This is a genomic window from Bradyrhizobium sp. NBAIM08 (genome assembly GCF_020193935.1).
In the GTDB taxonomy this organism is placed as follows: Bacteria; Pseudomonadota; Alphaproteobacteria; order Rhizobiales; family Xanthobacteraceae; genus Bradyrhizobium; species Bradyrhizobium yuanmingense.
Genome location: NZ_JADYVR010000005.1, coordinates 617,714 through 636,710 on the forward strand (window position 1 = coordinate 617,714; position 18,997 = coordinate 636,710).

The window sequence follows — 18,997 nt, forward strand, 5'->3', positions numbered from 1 at the left end:
GTCAGCTTCGGCGCAGCGCAAAATGCGCGCCGCAGAACGCCATCACGGCGCCGAGACAAAGGGCGGCAAGCCCGGCGAGCACGCCCGAGACGGTCGGGATCGGGCTCGGCGCCGACGCCGCCTGACCCGCTCCCGCAAGCAGCAGCACGCCGACCGCGATCAGGAATTGCCGCATCCGCTGCGGGATCTGTCCGGAGACGGCGCTCTGCATCAGGCTCGCCGTGAAATAGCCGCCGGAGAAGCCGACGGTGGCGATCAGCCACCAGGCGATGGCGGCGCCCGCCGGAATGAACTCATGCGTGTCGGAGCGCCAGAGGCGGCCGAGATCGAGACCGTAGCGCGCGCCCAGCATGTGCACCGCGAGCGCCAGTAACACACCGGAGATCATCGCGGCGCCGAGAATCAGGCGGCGCGGAAAAAAGGTCGTCTCAGCCATGCCTCGCTTGTAGGATGGCCGGGGGCGATCGCGCAAGCCGATCGCCCAAGCGATCGCCCATGGGTTCGTTGACGACATGCCGGGAGCGGAAGCGGGTTCGACCACGAGCTATGCCTACAAGGCCTCGCTGATCGGCTCGGCGCATCGCTTCGAGTTGACGGAGCAGGGGCTGTCCTGGCACATCGCCGGCCGCTCCGGCCTGTGGCGCTATGACGAGATTTCGGCGATCCGGCTGTCGTTCCGCCCGGTGTCGATGCAGCAGCACCGCTTCCGCGCCGATATCAGCCGCACGGGCGGCGGCCGCATCGCGATCCTGTCGACGAGCTGGCAGACCGCGGCGCTGATGGCGCCGCAGGACAACGGTTTTCGCGATTTCCTGATCGAGCTGCATGCGCGGATGGCCAAAGCCGGCAGCCGCGCCGAATTGACCGCGGGCCTCGGCCGCAAGACCTATGCGGCGGTGCTGGCGTTCCTGGCCGTGCTCGCTGTGGCAATGGCGGGGCTGTTGATCCGCGCGCTTCTGACCGGCGAGCTCGCGGGCGTGCTGTTCATCCTCGGCTTCGCCGCGCTGTTCGCCTGGCAGGTCGGCGGCTTCGTGCGGCGCAACCGGCCGCAGAGCTACAGTTTCGATCGCGTGCCGAAGGCCCTGCTGCCCTAAAGCGTTTGCGAGCGAAGTGGGGTCCGGTTCGCGTGAAGAAAACGCGTCAGATGAGAGCCCTACTCCGTCGAATCGAAATCGTCCTCCTTGGTGCCGAGCAGCGAGGCGATGGTGCGCAGGCCGGAATCGAGCTGCTCGGGCGAGGGCGGGGCCAGCGCGAGCCGCACCGCATTCGGCGCATGACCGTGCGCGATCGCAAATGTCGAGGACGGCGTCAGCGCGATGCCGCGCCTTGCTGCTGCGGCGACGAAGGTCTGCGAGCGCCAGTGCGGTGGCAGCGTCAGCCAGAGATGATAGGAGCGCGGATCGGCGGCGAGCTGGTAGCCGGAGAGCAGCCTAGCGGCGGTCTGCTGTCGGCGCGCGGCATCGATGCGTTTCAGCCGGGTCAGCTCGGCGACGGTGCCGTCGGCCATCAGCCGCTGCCCGGCCGCGAGCGCATGGCCGGAGGCGATCCAGCCGCCGGTCCGCACCGCGCTCATCACACTCTCGCGCAGATGCGGCGGCGCGACGAGGATGCCGAGCGCGAGCCCCGGTGCGACCTTCTTGGACAGGCTGTCGAGCACGATGCAGCGGTCAGGCCCGAGCGCCGCCAGTGGCGTGTCGTCGGCGAGGAAGCCGTAGACGGCGTCCTCGATGATGGTGAGATCGAGCTTCTCGGCGACGCGCATGATGTCGGCGCGCCGCGTTGCGTTCATGGTGACGCCGAGCGGGTTCTGGATGATGGGCTGCAGATACAGCGCCGACAGATGCGCCTCGCGATGGGCCTTCTGGATGGCGTCGGGCCGCGCGCCGAACTCGTCCATGGGGATCGGGACCAGCGTCACACCGAGCCGCGCGGCGATGCTCTTGACGTAAGGGTAGGTCAGCGCCTCGACGCCGCAGCGGCCGCCGTTGGGCACCAGCGCGGCAAGCGCGGCCGCGAGCGATTGCTTGCCGTTGGCGGTGAAGAAGATCTGCTCGGGCTGCGGCGAAAAATCCTTGCGTGCGAGATAGGCAGCGGCGGCAACGCGGGCGCTCTTGGTGCCGGTGCTGGTCGAAACGCGCAGCGCGGATTCCAGCGCGTCCATGCGTTCGAGCCCCGCGAGGCTCTTGGCGATCATCGCCCATTGCTGCGGCAATAGCGGGTAATTGACCTCGAGATTGATGCGCGCGTCGGCCGGCTCGCGCATGGTCTCGACTTCACGCCTGACGTCGCCGGAGATGAACGTGCCGCGCCCGACCTCGCCGACCACGAGGCCGCGGCGGAGCAATTCCGTATAAACCCGGCTCGCGGTCGAGACCGCGATGCCGCGGTCATAGGCAAAATTGCGCTGCGGCGGCAGCCGGTCGCCGGGTCTTAACGTGCCGTTAGTGATATCGGCCGCAATGGCATCGGCGAGCTTCACGTACTCGAACTTAGACATATTGCACCGAGAGCAATGTTTTGCTTGCTCCGAGGAGTGTACTGGAGCATTTAAGTTCCATCAAGTTCCGCGATTGGGCCGAGGAGAGCGAGAGCAATCCGACGGCAAATGAGGTGCAGGCGCCAACAAGCGTCCACGCCAACGGCACCTGCTTCGCCGCGCGGGACGATAGGCCGGAGAAGAAGAATGACCACGATCTCGCAAACTGCCGGGCGGACCTTACGCCCATCCTCATCGGGCGGATTTTTCAGTGCCCTAGCCCTGCGCCTCACCGCGCTGTTCGACCGCCTGGAGCGCCGCTCCGCCGTCAAGACCCTGAACGAGCTCGACGACCGCGCCCTGCGCGACATCGGCATCACGCGCAGCCAGATCGAGGATGCCGTGTACGGACAGTTCAAGACCGAGCTGTCGCGGTATCTGTGATACTCGCCTGTCCCGGACGCGCTGCAGCGGGAAACGCTGCTGCGCAGAGCCGGGACCCAGCGGATCGCACTCGCTGACGCATGGCCCCGGCTCTGCAGCGCATCACTTCGTGCTGCGCAGCGTCCGGGGCACGGAAGCGCGAGTGTGGCACGCAGCTGCCTCTACGTCATTGCGAGCGCAGCGAAGCAATCCAGGCTGTTGCCGCGGAAAGACTCTGGATTGCTCCGCTGCGCTCGCAATGATGGAGTCTGCCGCCCCTCAATGCCTGACCACCAGCACCGAGCACTTGGCGTAGCGCACGACGTGGCCGGCATTGGAGCCGAGGAAATAGGTGCGCATCGCCGGCCGATGCGAGGTCATCACAATCAAATCGGCCTTCACGTGCACGGCTTCCTCCAGGATCTCGTGATAGATGCCGCCCTGGCGCACCACGCTGGAGATGCGGGACGGCTCGATGCCGGATTCGCGCGCGACGATGGCAAGCGCCTCTTCCGAGGTCTGGCGCTGCTGCTCGTCGAAATCGGCCGGGACGTACTCGGCCAGCATCACCGGCGTCATCGGCAGCACGTTGAGCAGGCGCACGGTGCCGCTCCAGGTCTGCGACAAAGTCGCCGCGGTCGCGATCGCCGGCTTGGCGAGATCGGTGTCGGCGAGGTCGATGGGCACGAGGATGGACTTGAACATCTGCGCCTCCCTGTGAACCAGGCTGAACCAACCGGTCGAGACGGCGCCCGCGCGTCTAGCCCGATCGAAGCAGCTTGGGGCTGACGAACAGCACCAGCTTGCCGCGGCGGTAGGCCACGTCATCCCAATCCTTGACGTCAAAGTCGAAGATCGCAAGCCCCGCTGTGGGCAGGTTGTCGCCGAGGGTCTTGGCGCCATCGGGATCGCCGCCGCCGATCAGCATGAGCGCGACCTCGTGCATGCCGGGATTGTGGCCGATCAGCAGCAGCCGCTTCGGATCGGCCGGGGCGGTTGCGGTGCGAATGGTGTCCAGGATCTGCGCGGGATCGGCGCCATAGAGTTCCGGCAGGACCTCGACCTGCGGCGCCGGGACGCGGTCCTTCATCGCCTCCCAGGCGATGTCCCAGGTCTGACGGGCCCGCACGGCGTGGGAGACCAATACGGTATCGGGGAAGGGCGGATGGGCCGCGATCCAGTCTCCCATCCGCGCGGCATCCTTGTGGCCGCGGTCGTCGAGCCGGCGGTCCTGGTCACGGCCGCTCGGTGCGTCGGTCTCGGTCTTGGCGTGACGCAGCAGCATCAAACGGCGCATGGCATTCTCGAATCGTTCCACGTCCAGGATAATCTACAGGCGCCGGTTGAGGACAAGGTGACAAGGGCCCGCACAGTCCTCTAAGAAAACTGCATGAGCGAGACTTTCACAAGCGTGTCCCAGGAAGAAGCCGGCTTTCGCGACCGCGTGCGGCTGTCGTTCGATCTCGATGCCGACATTTGTGTGATCGGGGCGGGCCTGGCCGGGCTTACCGTGGCGCTGGAGGCGGCCCGGCTCGGGGCCAGCGTCGCGGTGCTCGAGGGCCGGCATATCGGCTGGAACGCCTCCGGCAACCAGCTCGGCACCGTGATGCCGGGCTTTGCGCTGCCGCTCACGGACCTGATCGAGCGCATCGGCTTGGAGGACGCCCGCGAATTGTGGACCCTGTCGAAGCAGGGCGCCGAGTTCGTCCGGGCCAACGCCAGCGAAGAGAGCATGCCGGGGATCGGCGTCAGCGACGGCGTGCTGGAGGTCTCCAACGTCGATGCCGGCGACCGGCTGATCAGCCGGCTGCAGATGCTGAACGAGGATTTCGATACCGAGGTCGAAGGCTGGCAGGTCGACCGCGTGCGCGAGGCGCTCAAGTCCGATCATTACTTCCACGGCGTGTATTATCCGAAAGCGTTCCAGGTCGACGGCCGGAAATACGTGCACGGCCTTGCGGCGCTGGCACGGCGGGCAGGCGCCCGCATCTTCGAGGACACGCCGGTCGTCAGCATCGATCATTCCGGCATCCGCAAGCGCATCGTCACGCCCTCGGCGCGGCTGCGGGCGAGCCACATCGTGCTCGCCGGCAACATTCATCTCGGCGCCCCCTCCAAGCGCCTGTCGGAGACGTTGCTGCCGGTCTGGCGCTATGCCGGCGTGACCGCGCCGCTCGGCGAGCGCCTGCACGAGATCATCGCCTTCAAGGGATCGGTGATGGATTCCGACGGTGTCGATCATTTCCGGCTTGTCGACGGCGACCGGCTGATGTGGGAGAGCCCGGAGACCACCTGGGCCGCGCGTCCGCAGCGCTTCGCCGGCGCCATCAAGCGGCGGATCCGAACGATCTTTCCCGAGCTCGGCAATGTCGAGATCACCGACATCTTCGGCGGCGCCACCGGCCAGACCGTGCACGGCATGCCGCAGATCGGCCAGCTGCGCAAAGGCTTGTGGGTGGCGAGCGGGTTCGGCCGCCAGGGCATGAACACCTCCGCCATGGCCGGACAGATGATCGCGCGCAGCATTTTGCGGGGCGATGAGCGCTGGAAGCTGTTCTCGCCGTTCGAACTGGTCTGGGCGGGCGGCGCCACGGGGCGCGTCGCCGGCCAGCTGGTCGGGATCTGGGGCAGGGCGAGCTCCGCCGCCGCAGGTGCGCTCGCCCGCTATCGCGAGCGCGCGAGGGTCAAGGACAGGCAACGCGAGGCCCGCCTCGCCGAAGCCAACCGCGCCGCCGGCACCGGTCCGCGCCGAGCGCCGCCCGGCGTGCGACCCCGACCGGCGCCACCGCCGAAAGCCGCGGTCGGCGCTGCGGAACCGGTCGTGCACGAGGATCGCGTCTCGCAATAAGTTGAGCGAAATTCCGCTCCGACGTGTAACTTCGGCCGGCAGAAGCCCGTATCTCAGGGCGTGGACTTCCCGCGCACGGAGAATGACATGCTTGACCGCCGCATCCTGCTCACGACTGTCGCCGGCCTGTTCGGCCTTTCGGCCTTGCGCTGGCTGAGAGGAACACCTGCCGAGGCCGGCGAGAAGGCCGCGCAAAAGTTCGAGATCACGAAGACGGAAGCCGAATGGCGCGCCCAGCTCACGCCGCAGCAATATGAGATCCTGCGCAATCACGGCACCGAGCGGCCCGGCTCCAGCCCGCTGCTGAAGGAGAAGCGCAAGGGCATCTTCGCCTGCGCCGGCTGCGACCTGCCGCTGTTTACGTCGGAGACCAAGTTCGAGAGCGGCACGGGCTGGCCGAGCTTCTATGCGCCGATCGAAGGCAATGTCGGCAAGACCGAGGACCGCAGCTACGGCATGGTCCGCACCGAGGTGCATTGCCGGCGCTGCGGCGGCCATCTCGGCCATGTCTTCGACGACGGCCCGAAGCCAACCGGATTGCGCTATTGCATCGACGGTTTCGGCTTGGTCTTCCACCCCGCGGCGGCGTCGGCGACGTAGGTTTCGCGGGAGTCATTCCGGTCCTGCGGACGGCTCCGGAACGACAGGATGCCCCGGCAATTGTTGCCGGTCCCGGCAAATGTGCCCCGGTCGTCAGACCGGGGCTTTTTCATTAAGTCATTGATTTCCTGAAGATACTCGCATTGGCATAGGCCTTGCGACGTCTCTTTCCGATTGCGGCCATGGTCGACCGGCCGCCGAGATCGGATTTGGAGACAAAGTTATGGGTATCTTCGATGCAATGAACACCTCGGTGGGTGGCCTGCAGGCGCAGTCCTTCGCGCTGCAGAACATTTCCGGCAACATCGCGAACTCATCCACCACCGGTTACAAGGGCATCGGCACCAGCTTCGTCGACCTCATTCCGGACTCCTCGGTCCCGAGCAAGCAGGTGGCAGGCGGCGTGCAGGCCAACGCCAAGGCCACCATCACGACGCAGGGCACGATCTCGTCCTCCAGCGTCGCCACCAACATGGCGATCACCGGCGACGGCTTCTTCTCGATCCAGAAGGCGAGCGGCGTCGTCGACAACGTGCCTGTCTTCACCGGGGTGACCTACTACACGCGGCGCGGCGACTTCCAGCTCAATGCCAACGGCAACCTGGTCAACGGCGCCGGCTATTACCTGATGGGCGTCACCGTCGACCCGAAGACCGGCAACCCGACCGGCAGCGTGGCGAACGTGCTGCAATTCCAGAACAACTTCATTCCGGCGCAGGCGACGACCTCAATCCAGTACGCGGCGAACCTGCCGACCCAGCCGAACACAGTGGCGAAAACCACGGCCTCGACCGGCACATTGCTCGCGGCCGGCGGTCTCAACCCGTCCGATTTCGCCGCCAACCCGCTGCCGGTCGGCACCCCGCCGGCACCCTATGCCAATGCGACCGTGTCAGGCGCGGCCGCAACCGGCAACATCCGCTCGGCCTATTCGTCAACGACGGCCACCGGCACGGTTGCGCTTCAGAACAATTCCTCGGCGGTGGTTTCGACGACCACGTCGCTCGACAATACCGCCGGCACGCATCTCGCCTCCAGCATTCTGACCGCGCTAAGCGGCCAGACGCTCACAATCAACGGCAACACCATCACCTTCAACGGCGGCACCACGGTCTCGACCGTCGGCAACAACACCACGATCGGTCTCGGTGCGGGTACGACGGCGACTGTGGCCGACATCCTGAACGCGATCCAGACGGCCGGCGGCGCCGGCGTCACCGCTTCGCTCTCGGTCAGCGGCAATATCCAGATCGCGACCGGCACCGGCACCGACGTCGCGATCGGCAGCGGCACGGCCGCCACCGCGCTCGGCATCAGCAGTGTGACGCGCGGCGGCAACGTGCTGTCCTCGCCTGCAATCTCCGGCGCGACGGTGCTGAGCGGCTCGGCCACCGCCGGCGGTGCCCAGGTGCTCACGTCGGGCTTTTCCCCCGGCGACACCATCACCGTCAACGGCCAGACGCTGACCTTCATGGCCTCGGGCGCCTCGGGTGCGAACCAGATCAACGTCACCGACAACATCACGACCCTGCTCGGCAAGATCGACGCGCTCTCCGGCGCCTCGGGATCGTCGGTCAGCAGCGGCGGCGTGATCACGCTGAACACCGGCACCGTCTCCAACCTGACGGTCTCGAGCTCAAACAGCGCGGCCTTCTCCGCGCTCGGCTTCACCTCGACCATCACTAGGAATCGCGAGGGTGGCGGCACGGCCGGCACCGGCGGCGTGATCGGCAACGACATCGCCACCTTCACCAAGGAATCGATCAGCGGCGGCGCGGTGACCGCCTACAACGCCGCCGGTACGCCGGTGAACCTGCAACTGCGTTGGGCCAAGACCGACAGCGCCTCGCTGGGCGCGGGTCATTCCGACAGCTGGAACCTGTTCTACCAGACCGACCCGAACGCGACCGGCACGACGGTCGGCTGGGTCAACACCGGCCAGACCTTCACCTTTGCCGCCGACGGCTCGCTGACCTCGCCGAGCGGCTCGGGCATCACCATCAACAATGTCACCGTCAGCGGCCAGTCGCTCGGCTCCGTCGCCTTCAACATCTCCTCCGGAGGGCTGACGCAATATGCCAGCACCAGCGGCGCGGTGACGATCAACACCATCACCCAGAACGGCTACGCCGCCGGTCAGCTCCGATCGGTCGCCGTCAACAACAACGGCGTGGTGGTCGGCACCTTCTCCAACGGCCAGAACCTCAACCTCGCGCAGGTGCAGCTGTCGCATTTCAACGGCACCAATTATCTGAAGGCGATGGACGGCGGCGCCTATGCCGCGACCGAACAATCGGGTGACGCCATCGACGGCGCTTCGGGCACCATCAGCGGCTCGTCGCTGGAGGGATCCAACACCGACATCGCCGACGAATTCACCAAGCTGATCGTGACCCAGCAGGCCTATTCGGCCAACACCAAGGTGATCACGACGGCAAACTCGATGGTGCAGGATCTCCTCAACGTGTTGCGCTGATCGGCGCGTGACGTAACAAAGGCGGGCCAGTGATATGGGTTTGAGTTCAGCCCTCGCCAGCGCGATGAGCGGTCTGCGTGCCAACCAGGCCGCGCTCTCGATCGTCTCCTCGAACGTCGCCAATGCGCAGACGCCGGGTTACGTCGTCCAGACGCCGAACCAGATCGAGGTCACCACCGGCGAGTTCGGCGCGACGGCGATGACGACCGGCGTCAGCCGCCTGCTCGACACCTATGTGCAGAACCAGCTACGGACCGAGACCGGCGGCGGCGGCTACGCCGACCAGATGGCCAACATCCTGAAGCAGCTTCAGAATGTCTACGGCACGCCCGGCAATTCCGGCACGCTCGAAAGCGCGCTGAACAAGTTCACGACGGCGCTGCAGGCGCTGTCGACCAGCTCGGGTGCGTCGTCGGCGCAGACCGTCGCGCTCGGGGCGGCCCAGGCGCTCGCGACGCAGCTCAACGTCACCACCAAGGGCATCCAGTCGCTGCGCTCCAACGTCGAGCAGGATCTCAGCAATTCGGCGCAGGCCGCCAATGCGGCCATGAAGCAGATCGCCGACATCAACACCAGGCTCCAGGGCCTATCGGCCAACGATCCCTCGGCCGCAACGCTGATGGACCAGCGCGACCAAGCCATCAACACGCTGTCGAAATATGTCGACGTCCGCGTCACCACCGACAATTCGAACCAGGCCAACATCTACACCACGACCGGCATCCAGCTGGTCGGCGCCGGGCTCGCCTCGGAATTCTCCTTTGCCTCCGCCGGCGCGCTGTCGGCAACGTCGCTCTACAACATCGACCCTGCCAAGTCCGGCGTCGGCGCGTTCAACATCAAGCTCCCGAACGGCTCGCAAGTCGACGTCGTCGCCAACAACGTGGTGTCGTCCGGCCAGATCGCGGCCGACCTGAAGCTGCGCGACGACATTTTGGTGCAAGCGCAGAACCAGATCGACCAGCTCGCCGCCACGATGGCGAGCGCGCTGTCCGATAAGACCACGACGGGCAGCACGGTCACCGGCCCGCCGGCCGGCTTCGATCTCGAGCTCGCCGGTGCGCTGCCGGGCAACACGGTCAACATCACCTATACGGACACGGCGACCAACACGCAGCGCCAGATCACGCTCGTCAACGTGACCGACCCCGCTGCGCTGCCGCTCCAGAACGCGACCAACGCCAACCCGATGCGGATCGGCGTCGACTTCGCCGGCGGCATGGGCGCGATCGCCTCTGCGCTGAACACCGCGCTGTCGGGCACGCATCTGTCGTTCTCCGCCGCCCCGTCGCCGGCGACCGCCACGACGCTGCGGGTGACCGACGACAACACCGGGCTTGCCAAGGTCGGTTCGGCCTCGACCACCAAGACGATCTCGTCGCTGACCTCGGGCAATCCGCAGCTGCCGCTGTTCACCGACGGCGGGCAGGCGCTCTACACCGGCGCAATCACGGCGTCGGGCTCGCAGATGACCGGTCTTGCCGGGCGCATCGCCGTGAACACGCAGCTCGTGACCGATCCGACCCGGATGTCGGTCTACAATACCTCGCCGGTGACGCCCGCAGGCGACACCACGCGTTCGGACTATCTCTACTCGCAGCTCACCAGTGCAGTGTTTTCCTATTCGCCGCAGAGCGGCCTCGGCTCGGCGAGCCAGCCTTTCACCGGCAGCGTCTCGAACTTCCTCCAGCAGTTCTTGAGCGTGCAGGCCAACGCCGCGACCCAGGCGACCCAGCTCCAGCAAGGCCAGAGCGTCGTGGTCTCGACGCTCCAGGCCAAGTTCGACTCGACCTCCAAGGTCAACCTGGACTCGGAGATGTCGAACCTGATCCAGCTTCAGAATGCCTATGCCGCCAACGCCCATGTCATGTCGGTGGTGCAGACCATGATGAACACGTTGATCCAGGCTCAATTGTAAACAGTAACAGGGCTCCGAAAGATGGCGATCAGCAGCATCAACTATTCTTCGTCGATCCTCGGCGCGCAGATCCGCAACATCAATCAGCAGCTCACCGACCTCTCGACGCAGCTCTCGACCGGCAAGCTGTCGCAGAACTATGCCGGCATGGGGACGAACGAGGGCTTTGCGATCGCCGGGCGCGCGCAGCTCTCCAACATCGCCGGCTATACCGACACGATCACCAACGTCAACGTCAGCATCAACCTCGCCAACACCGCGCTGCAATCGCTGACCAAGATCCGCAGCACGGTGCAGACCGGCTCGGCCTCTACCGCGCAGGACCTCAACGTCAACGGCCAGACGATTGCCCAGAACACCGCCGCCGCCCAGTTCGGCTCGATGGTCGGTGTCCTCAACACGCAGACCGGCAGCCGCTATCTGTTCTCCGGAACGGCAGTCAATACCCAGTCGGTCGCCGATGCCGGCGACATCATTAACGGCACCACGACACAGGCCGGCTTCAAGACCGTCATGGCCGAGCGCCAGGCCGCGGACCTAGGGACCAGCGGCATGGGCCGCCTGGTGCAGACGCAGCCGACGGCAAGCTCCGTGCAGGTGTCGGAGGACGTCGCCGGATCGCCGTTCGGCCTCAAGATCAAGGCGGTGTCCTCGACGCTGACAGGCGCGACCGTCACCGGCCCGAGCGGCTCGCCGGTGTCGTTCTCGGTCGATCTCAACGGCGTCAATCCGAACAACGGCGACAAGCTCAGCATTCAGTTCACCCTGCCGGACGGCACGACCGAGCAGATCGACCTGACGGCGTCCTCGGCAACGCCGACGCCGCTCGGCAGCTTCGCGATCGATGCGAGCACGCCCGTCAACCCGAACAATACTGCTGCGAATCTCAACACGGCGCTGAACACCGCGATTCAGAAGCTCGCCAACACCTCGCTGGTGGCGGCATCGGCGATCGTTGCGGGCGACAACTTCTTCAACACCGCGAGCTCTGCGATCGGCACCCCCGTCAACAACCAGGCGGCGCCGACGGCCCCAGTCACCGGCGCGACGGCGCTGTCGGGCGCGAGCCCCTCGGACTCGATCTCGCCGGGCTTCGTCGCAGGCGATACCATCACCGTCAACGGGACTACGCTGACCTTCGTGGCCTCGGGCGCGACCGGCAACCAGCTCAATGTCACCGACAGCATCCAGACCCTGCTGAGCAAGGTCGACGCGATCACCGGGACCTCGAAGCCTTCGACGGTCCATGGCGGCTCGATCACGATCAACACCGACGATGCGGCGAGCCTCAACATCACGACGTCGAACACCGGCGCGCTGAGCGCGCTCGGGTTCAGTTCGACGCCGGTGACCGCCACGCAGCCGCCGCTGCGCGTCGGCTCCTCGCCTGCGAGCTCGGCGACCACGCTGGTGAACGGCTCGGCCAATACGGTGAAATGGTATTTGGGCAATGACGGGCCCGGCTCGGCGCGCTCGACCGCGATGGCGCGGGTCGACGATGCCGTGACGGTGCAGTACGGCGCCCAGGCGAATGAGGATGCGATCCGCCGGCAACTGCAGGCGATCGCGGTGTTCGGCACCTTCTCGACCTCGCCGACCGGGCAATATTCGGGCGGGCAGGTCTCGGCGCTCAGCCTGCGGGTGACCCAGGCGCTGACCCAGCAGCCCGGACAGCAGCGCATCGAGGACATCCAGACCGACATCGCGATGGCCCAGAACACGATGAAGGACGCGAGCACGCGCCAGACCCAGGCCAAGGCGCAGCTCCAGACCATCATTGACCAGGCGGAATCGGCTTCGCCCGACCAGGTCGCGAGCGAGATCCTGGCGTTGCAGAACGCCCTGCAGGCGTCCTACCAGGTGACCTCGAACCTGGCGCAGCTCTCGCTCGTCAAGTTCCTGTAAGGAGGCGTTAACACGCCGTTAACCATGCCTGTTTACCTCTTGGTGAGGATTGCAAGCGGGGGCGGAGCGGTCGATGTCGGACAAGTTGCAGCTGGTGGTGGCGACGCCTTGCTTCGGCGGGCAGGTGTCGAGCATCTATGCGAGCTCGATCTTCGCGCTGCAGCGGGCCGTGCACGGCATGTCCAATCTCGAGCTCAAGGTGCTCTTGCGCGACGGCGACGCGCTGATCACCCGTGCGCGGGCCAACCTGGCCGCGATGTTCCTGGACGATCCGAAGGCGACGCATTTCCTGTTCATCGATGCCGATATCGGCTTCAAGCCGGAGCAGGTGTTCCGCCTGATCGAATGCGGCGCGGACGTCGTCGCCGGCTGCTATCCGATCAAGCGGGTCAACTGGGACAAGGCCGCGCGGGCGATCCAGTCGGGTCGGGCCGACGTGCCGGCCGCCTCGCTCGACTACGTACTCGAGATCGAGGATCCCGACCGCATCGTGGTGGTCAACGGATTCACCCGCGTGCGCTATGCCGGCACCGGCTTCCTGATGATCCGGCGTCACGTGTTGGAGGCGATGTGCCGCCACCCCGACTACGCGAACCTCCAGTTCTTCCGCGAGCATTCCCATGATGCGCTGGCGGCGAGCCGGAACCGGTTCGCGCTGTTCGAATGCATGATCGATCCGGCGACCGGCACCTATCTGTCCGAGGACTTCGCCTTCTGCAAGCGCTGGACCGACATCGGCGGCGAGATCTGGGCCGACATCCAGAGCCCGCTCGACCACGTCGGGCCGTCGGTGTTCCATGGCGACATCGCCTCGCAATTCGCAGCTGCGCCTGCGGCGGCCGATGCCGCGGCGTGAGCCTTTCGGGATGAGCGGCGGCCCATCCCCTCGGCCCGAGATGCAACGCGCCGCCGACGGCGGCTCGCGTTATCGCCTGCGCGACCTCTTCACGCCGCTCGACACGCTGCTCGTTTCCGGCGGAGATCCGCGCCTGGCGCTCGATCCCACCGGCCGCGCCAACGCCTATGGCTGCCCGGCTTCGCCGGAGCCGGAGGTGTGGAATTTCGCCTCCTCGACCGCGTCGACGATCTCGCAGGCGGCCTATGACCGCGCCGCGCTGGCGCGTGAAGAGCTGATGCACAAATGCCTGCTCGACGAGGTCGAGCTCGCTTTCGATGCACGCTGCGAGGACATGCGCCACGAGCTGCGCGGTCATCTCCAGCTCTCGCCGCGCGTCGACGTGGTGTTCTCGCCGTCCGGCACGGACTCCCAGCTCCACGCTCTGTTCCTGGCGCGCACGATGCTCGGCGCGCGGCCGGTGACAATCGTGGTCGGCGCCGACCAGACCGGCAGCGGCACGGCCCATACTGCGCGTGGACATCATTTCAGCACCCTGACGGCGAGCGGCTTTGCGGTTCGCAAGGACGGCGAGGTCGCGGGGCTGGCCGGCGCCAGCATCTCGCTGCCGTTGCGCGCGCCGGGGGCCGGGATCGCGATGCGCACGGATGCCGATGAAGCGGTGCTGCATGCGGTCGAGGCCACGATCGCGCAAGGCGCGCCCGTGCTGCTCCAGATCATGGATTCCTCGAAGCTCGGATGGCGTGCACCGAGCGCGGCCTGCCTCGACGAGATCGCGCGGCGCTGGCCGCGCAAAGTCCAGATCGTCGTCGACGCCTGCCAGGCCCGGCTCGGCCGCCGGCGGCTGCGCTCCTATCTCGACCGCGGCTATATGGTGCTGATCACCGGCTCCAAATTCTTCGGCGGACCTGCCTTCAGCGGTGCGCTGCTGGTGCCGAAGGGCCTGTCGCGGTCGCTCGATCGCGTCGAGGGGATCGCATCTGGAATCCGTGACTACGCCGGCCGCTGCGATTGGCCGATGACCTGGACGGCGCTGCGTTCGCGCTTCGAGCGCCGTCCGAATTTCGGTCAATGGCTGCGCTGGGAGGCGGCGCTGGCCGAGATCGGCAGCTACTACGGCGTGCCCGGGGCCTTCCGCGCCGGGATGCTCGCCGAGCTCGCTGCCGGCATCGACAGCATGATCGCATTGTCGCCGTCGTTGCGCGCTGCTTCGGCCGCGACCCACGCGGCCGGCATCGACGACGAGGAATTCGTGCAGCCGACCATCTTTCCGTTCACGCTGCTGCGCGACGGCAAGCCGGTTTGTGTTGCCGAGACCGCTTCTGTTCATCGCGCGTTGGCGCGTGATGTCAGCCAAGAGATCAACGGCAGCACGGAGGACCGTCAGGTCGCCGCGCAGCGCTGCCTGATTGGCCAGCCGGTGCGGCTGGAGTGGCAGGACGAGACGCCGCAGGCCGTGCTGCGCCTCTGCGTCGGCGCGCGGCTCGTGACTGAGGCCTGGTCGCCGGACAGGGCGGAGGCGCAGCGCAACGTGCAGCACCTTCTCGACCAGATCGCCCACGTCCTGGTGAAGATCGAGCTGCTGCTCGCCGGTGGCGCAGCGGCGGCCGTGTCGGTAAAGCCCGCGTTCGAGGTGTGAGATGCAGCATCCGGTTTCCGCGCCGATCGGCTTGACCGCGGCGAACTATGCCGACCGCATCGGCTTTGCGCAGCTGACGCGCCGGGCCTTCGAAGGCGTCGATCTGCATCCGTTGCGCGATCAGCTCGTCGCGCGCATCGCGGCGGGGACCGCGCTGGCGGGCGAGGGGCTGGACCTGTCGTTGATCACCCAGCTGCTGGGTGACAAGGATCGGGGGCTTGCGATCCAGTCCGAGGTGCTGGCCTTCCATCAATTGTTCCGAACGCCCGGCGCAGGCCCGAAGCCGGGCTTGCGCCTGCTCGCGCTTGCAGCCGACATCGACATGGGCGGTAACACGCCGATTGATTTCCTGCTCGAGGGCTCCGATGTCGAGCTGTTGACTCTCTACGTGATCAAGGGCGTCGGTTTGCCCGAGACCTTGCCGGAGCACGACGTGGCCATCGTGGTCGCGTCCGATTCCGAGGAATGCCGTGAGGCGCTCGCGCTGATCGAAGGGGCCGCGCCGCACTGGCCGCGGCCGCTGCTTAATCGACCCGATCGCATCGGCAATCTCGATCGCGACAAGCTGTATCGGCTGCTAACGGACGTGCCCGGCCTCGACATTCCCGCGACCATCCATGCAACGCGCGCGCAATTGTCGGACCTCGCGCAGGCGCGGATCGCATGCGAGGACATCGCAGGCGAATTGCACTTTCCGATGATCGCACGGCCGCGCGGTTCGCATGCCGGCGTCGGGCTCGCGAAGCTCGACGATGCGGCGGCTCTGGCGGCCTATCTCGCCGAACGGAAAGAGCAGGACTTCTTCGTCGCACGCTTCGTCGATTATGTGAGCCCCGATGGGCTCTACCGCAAGTATCGCCTCGCCATGGTCGACGGCAAACCGTACGCGTGCCACATGGCGATCGCCGACCGTTGGGACATCTGGTATCTCAACGCCTACATGGCCTTCAGCGAAGAGAAGCGGGCCGAGGAAGCCGTCTTCATGCGCGACTTCGATCATGCTTTCGGCGAGCGCCACAGAAACGCGATCGAGGAGATGAGCCGGCGCGTCGGCCTCGATTATTTCATCGTCGATTGCGCCGAGAACGCGAACGGCGAGCTTCTTGTGTTCGAGGCCGACAACACCGCCGTCGTGCACAACATGGATTCGCCGGTCGTGTTTCCGTACAAGCCGCCGCAGATGCGCAAGATCTTTTCCGCGTTCACGGCGATGCTGTTGCGGCATGCGAAGACGGGCGCGGAGAGCGCAGCATGAACGAGATCATCCGCAATACGCAAAGCTCCGTCGCGAATACCCCGCTAGATCCGCAGGACTGGAGCGAGTTTCGCGCGTTGGCCCACCGCATGCTGGACGAGACGATCGACGGCATCGCCAACGTTCGGGCGCGCCCCGTCTGGCGGCCGATTCCCGATGACGTGCGCGCGGCCTTCAGGACGGACGTGCCGCGCGAGGCGAGCGACCTCGCCGAGGTCTATCGCGAATTCTCCGAGCATGTTGCGCCCTATGCGACCGGCAACGTCCATCCCGGCTTCATGGGCTGGGTGCATGGCGGCGGCACCGCGGTCGGCATGCTCGCGGAGATGCTCGCCGCCGGCCTCAACGCCAATCTCGGCGGACGCGACCACATGCCGATCGAGGTGGAGCGCCAGATCGTCGACTGGATGCGCCGCCTGTTCCTCTTTCCCGAGAGCGCGAGCGGCATCTTCGTCACCGGCACGTCGATGGCCAATCTGATGGCCGTGCTGGTGGCGCGCACCACCGCGCTCGGCACGCTGGCGCGGCAGCACGGCATCGGCAATGACGGTGCGCTGCTCACGGCCTATACGTCGCAGGCAGCGCATGGCTGCATCTCGAGGGCGATGGACATCGCCGGGCTCGGCACCGATGCACTGCGCAAGATCGCAGTCGATGCCGATCATCGCATCGACGTTGCCGCATTGCGCGCACAGATCGCCGTCGATCGCGAGGTCGGCTTCAAGCCTTTCCTGGTGGTCGCATCCGCCGGTACGGTCGATATCGGGGCGATCGACGACCTCAGGGCGATCGCTGCGTTGTGCCGCGAGGAAGGAATGTGGTTTCACGTCGACGGCGCTTTCGGTGCGCTCGCAATCCTGTCGCCGGAGCTTGCGCCGCTGCTCGGCGGCATCGAGCTTGCGGATTCAATCGCACTCGACTTCCACAAATGGGGGCAGGTGCCGTATGACGCTGGCTTCCTGCTGGTGCGCGACGGCGAGCAGCATCGGCAGGCCTTCGCGCAGCCGGCGGCCTATCTGAGCCGCGAGGCGAGGGGGCTTGCGACGGGCGCGGTCTGGCCCTGCGATCTCGGCCCTGATCTGTCGCGCGGCTTTCGTGCGCTGAAGACGTGGTTCACGCTGAAGACGTTCGGCACCGACCGGCTGGGCCGGGCAATCGCACGAAGCTGCGCGCTCGCCAAATATCTGGAGGCGCGTGTGCTGGCCGAACCACGGCTGGAATTGCTGGCACCGGTCAATCTCAACATCGTCTGCTTCCGCTATCGCAGCGGCGATGCGGTCAATCGCGAGATCGTCGCCGACGTCCAGGAGTCCGGCATCGCTGCGCCATCGAGCACGACACTGGACGGAAAGTTCGCGATCCGCGCCGCGATCGTCAATCACCGCACCGAGGAGGCGGACATCGATGCGCTGATCGCAGCCGTGCTGCAGTTCGGTGGACAGCGGAGCGGCGGAGTGATCGAGGTCGACGCGCCACCGCTCGTAGCGCAATAACTTGACGAACGTCTGAAACGACAACGGCCCCGGAGGCGATCCGGGGCCGTTGTCGTTGGCGCGAACGCCTGTATCAGGCGGCGGTGCTGACGTCGTCCTTGTCGGCTGCCGCCTTGGGATGAGTGGCCTCGAACTGGTTGCGCAGCTTCTCTTCATAGGCGATCAGCTTGCGGGCTTCCTTCAGCGCCCGATAGAGGTCGCCGTTCAGGATGTTGTTGTTGATGCCTTCGATGATCGGCCAGGAGCTCGGCACCGCGGTGACGATGTCCCGCACCAGGTTGAAATAGGTGCCGTGCTGGGTCTGCGGATCCGGGGAGATGTACATGAGCTGGACCGCCAGATAGACGAGCTTGGCGGGTGTGTCGGCGGTCTCCGGCGTGAGGATGTCGCGCTCGCGCAGGATCGGCACGTTCTCGCCATCGATCAGGAGGCGGGCCCGCTGGTCCGTGTTGGTGATCACGGAATTGCCGACGATGATGCGTTCGTGCGGTTTGAGCTCGACCTTGAGGGCCATTCCTGTTCTCCATCAACGCTTTCGTAACCGAGCGTTCGTTGCGGCCTATCAGGACCTGATTCTCGCTCGCAACTAGTTAACGAGCTGTAAATTTGAGCCATCCCCGCCAAAAAGCTCAATGCTTTCAAGGACAGGATTGGCGCGGTGGTGCTGCTAGGCGCGTCGCTTCCGAGGCCGAATCACGTGTGACCGGGCAAAAGCGCGGGTTTCATTTCATGTTTCGTTAGAGGTCTCGGCGGCACGGTCCGCCGTCGCTGGGTCCATCGCGATCCAAGCAGACGTGTAACAGTAGCGTCGTTTACCAGAAAGGTAACAGAGTCATGTCAGGCATCGTCCTCTCCGCATCGGTTCGTCAGAACCTGCTCTCCCTCCAGTCCACCGCTGATCTTCTCGCCACCACGCAGAACCGTCTGTCGACCGGCAAGAGCGTCAACTCGGCCCTGGACAATCCCACCAACTTCTTCACCGCCCAGTCGCTCGACAACCGCGCCAGCGACATCAACAACCTGCTCGACGGCATCGCCAACGGCGTGCAGGTGCTGCAGGCTGCCAACACCGGCATCACCTCGCTGCAGAAGCTGATCGACTCTGCGA

16 protein-coding genes and 1 pseudogene are annotated in these 18,997 nt (G+C 66.1%); 12 read left to right on the top strand and 5 right to left on the bottom strand.

All coding sequences use genetic code 11. The annotated features are described in order from the left end of the window. Position 1: 1 nt before the first annotated feature. The gene (locus I6F37_RS20895; protein WP_036015623.1) at positions 2-436 is read right to left on the bottom strand and encodes a hypothetical protein; all 435 of its coding nucleotides are present in this window, start codon (positions 434-436) and stop codon (positions 2-4) included. Between the two features lie 76 nt (positions 437-512). Between I6F37_RS20895 and I6F37_RS20900 the strand changes: the two genes are divergently transcribed. Beyond that, entirely contained in the window at positions 513-1,094 is a 582-nt protein-coding gene (locus I6F37_RS20900) for a hypothetical protein (RefSeq protein ID WP_036015625.1), read from the top strand. A gap of 59 nt (positions 1,095-1,153) precedes the next feature. Here the strand turns inward: I6F37_RS20900 and I6F37_RS20905 are convergent, their stop codons facing one another. Then, positions 1,154-2,497, bottom strand: coding sequence for a PLP-dependent aminotransferase family protein (locus I6F37_RS20905; RefSeq protein WP_036015627.1), 1,344 nt, complete (start codon positions 2,495-2,497; stop codon positions 1,154-1,156). Between the two features lie 186 nt (positions 2,498-2,683). Here I6F37_RS20905 and I6F37_RS20910 point away from each other — a divergent pair, with 186 nt between their 5' ends. Then, the gene (locus I6F37_RS20910) at positions 2,684-2,920 is read left to right on the top strand and encodes a DUF1127 domain-containing protein (protein ID WP_036015631.1); all 237 of its coding nucleotides are present in this window, start codon (positions 2,684-2,686) and stop codon (positions 2,918-2,920) included. A gap of 258 nt (positions 2,921-3,178) precedes the next feature. On the opposite strand, the gene I6F37_RS20915 is transcribed toward I6F37_RS20910, so the two are convergent. Both I6F37_RS20915 and I6F37_RS20920 read right to left on the bottom strand, forming a co-directional pair. Then, entirely contained in the window at positions 3,179-3,604 is a 426-nt protein-coding gene (locus tag I6F37_RS20915) for a universal stress protein (RefSeq protein ID WP_036015633.1), read from the bottom strand. Between the two features lie 55 nt (positions 3,605-3,659). Next, positions 3,660-4,196, bottom strand: a complete 537-nt coding sequence (locus I6F37_RS20920; protein ID WP_036015636.1) for a histidine phosphatase family protein — start codon at positions 4,194-4,196, stop codon at positions 3,660-3,662. A gap of 93 nt (positions 4,197-4,289) precedes the next feature. Between I6F37_RS20920 and I6F37_RS20925 the strand changes: the two genes are divergently transcribed. The 9 genes from I6F37_RS20925 (at position 4,290) to I6F37_RS20965 (ending at position 17,889) form a co-directional block, all read left to right on the top strand. Further along, on the top strand, positions 4,290-5,747 hold the full coding sequence (locus tag I6F37_RS20925; protein WP_036015639.1) for an FAD-binding oxidoreductase: 1,458 nt from the start codon (positions 4,290-4,292) through the stop codon (positions 5,745-5,747). An 87-nt stretch (positions 5,748-5,834) separates the two neighbouring features. Then, a complete protein-coding gene (gene msrB, locus I6F37_RS20930; protein WP_036015643.1) occupies positions 5,835-6,347 on the top strand; it encodes a peptide-methionine (R)-S-oxide reductase MsrB in 513 nt (170 codons plus the stop codon). A gap of 223 nt (positions 6,348-6,570) precedes the next feature. Continuing rightward, positions 6,571-8,823 (top strand): flagellar hook-basal body complex protein, encoded by a 2,253-nt coding sequence (locus I6F37_RS20935; protein ID WP_036015646.1) that lies wholly within the window; start codon positions 6,571-6,573, stop codon positions 8,821-8,823. Between the two features lie 34 nt (positions 8,824-8,857). After that, positions 8,858-10,741, top strand: coding sequence for a flagellar hook-associated protein FlgK (gene flgK / locus I6F37_RS20940; RefSeq protein ID WP_036015649.1), 1,884 nt, complete (start codon positions 8,858-8,860; stop codon positions 10,739-10,741). Positions 10,742-10,762: 21 nt separating this feature from the next. Further along, on the top strand, positions 10,763-12,646 hold the full coding sequence (locus tag I6F37_RS20945) for a flagellar protein (protein WP_225152505.1): 1,884 nt from the start codon (positions 10,763-10,765) through the stop codon (positions 12,644-12,646). A 73-nt stretch (positions 12,647-12,719) separates the two neighbouring features. Beyond that, positions 12,720-13,502, top strand: a complete 783-nt coding sequence (locus I6F37_RS20950) for a hypothetical protein (protein WP_057028786.1) — start codon at positions 12,720-12,722, stop codon at positions 13,500-13,502. Between the two features lie 10 nt (positions 13,503-13,512). Then, entirely contained in the window at positions 13,513-15,141 is a 1,629-nt protein-coding gene (locus I6F37_RS20955) for a hypothetical protein (protein ID WP_225152506.1), read from the top strand. A gap of 1 nt (position 15,142) precedes the next feature. Then, the gene (locus I6F37_RS20960) at positions 15,143-16,396 is read left to right on the top strand and encodes a hypothetical protein (protein ID WP_225152507.1); all 1,254 of its coding nucleotides are present in this window, start codon (positions 15,143-15,145) and stop codon (positions 16,394-16,396) included. Then, a complete protein-coding gene (locus I6F37_RS20965; protein ID WP_225152509.1) occupies positions 16,393-17,889 on the top strand; it encodes an aspartate aminotransferase family protein in 1,497 nt (498 codons plus the stop codon). The genes I6F37_RS20960 and I6F37_RS20965 overlap by 4 nt, the downstream gene beginning before the upstream one ends. Positions 17,890-17,962: 73 nt before the next feature. On the opposite strand, the gene flbT is transcribed toward I6F37_RS20965, so the two are convergent. Next, positions 17,963-18,403 carry a flagellar biosynthesis repressor FlbT gene (gene flbT, locus I6F37_RS20970; protein WP_036015664.1) on the bottom strand — a complete coding sequence of 147 codons (441 nt, stop codon included), beginning with the start codon at positions 18,401-18,403 and terminating at the stop codon, positions 17,963-17,965. 320 nt (positions 18,404-18,723) lie between these two features. Between flbT and I6F37_RS20975 the strand changes: the two are divergent. Continuing rightward, positions 18,724-18,997: pseudogene (locus I6F37_RS20975) on the top strand (flagellin); the annotation flags it as partial.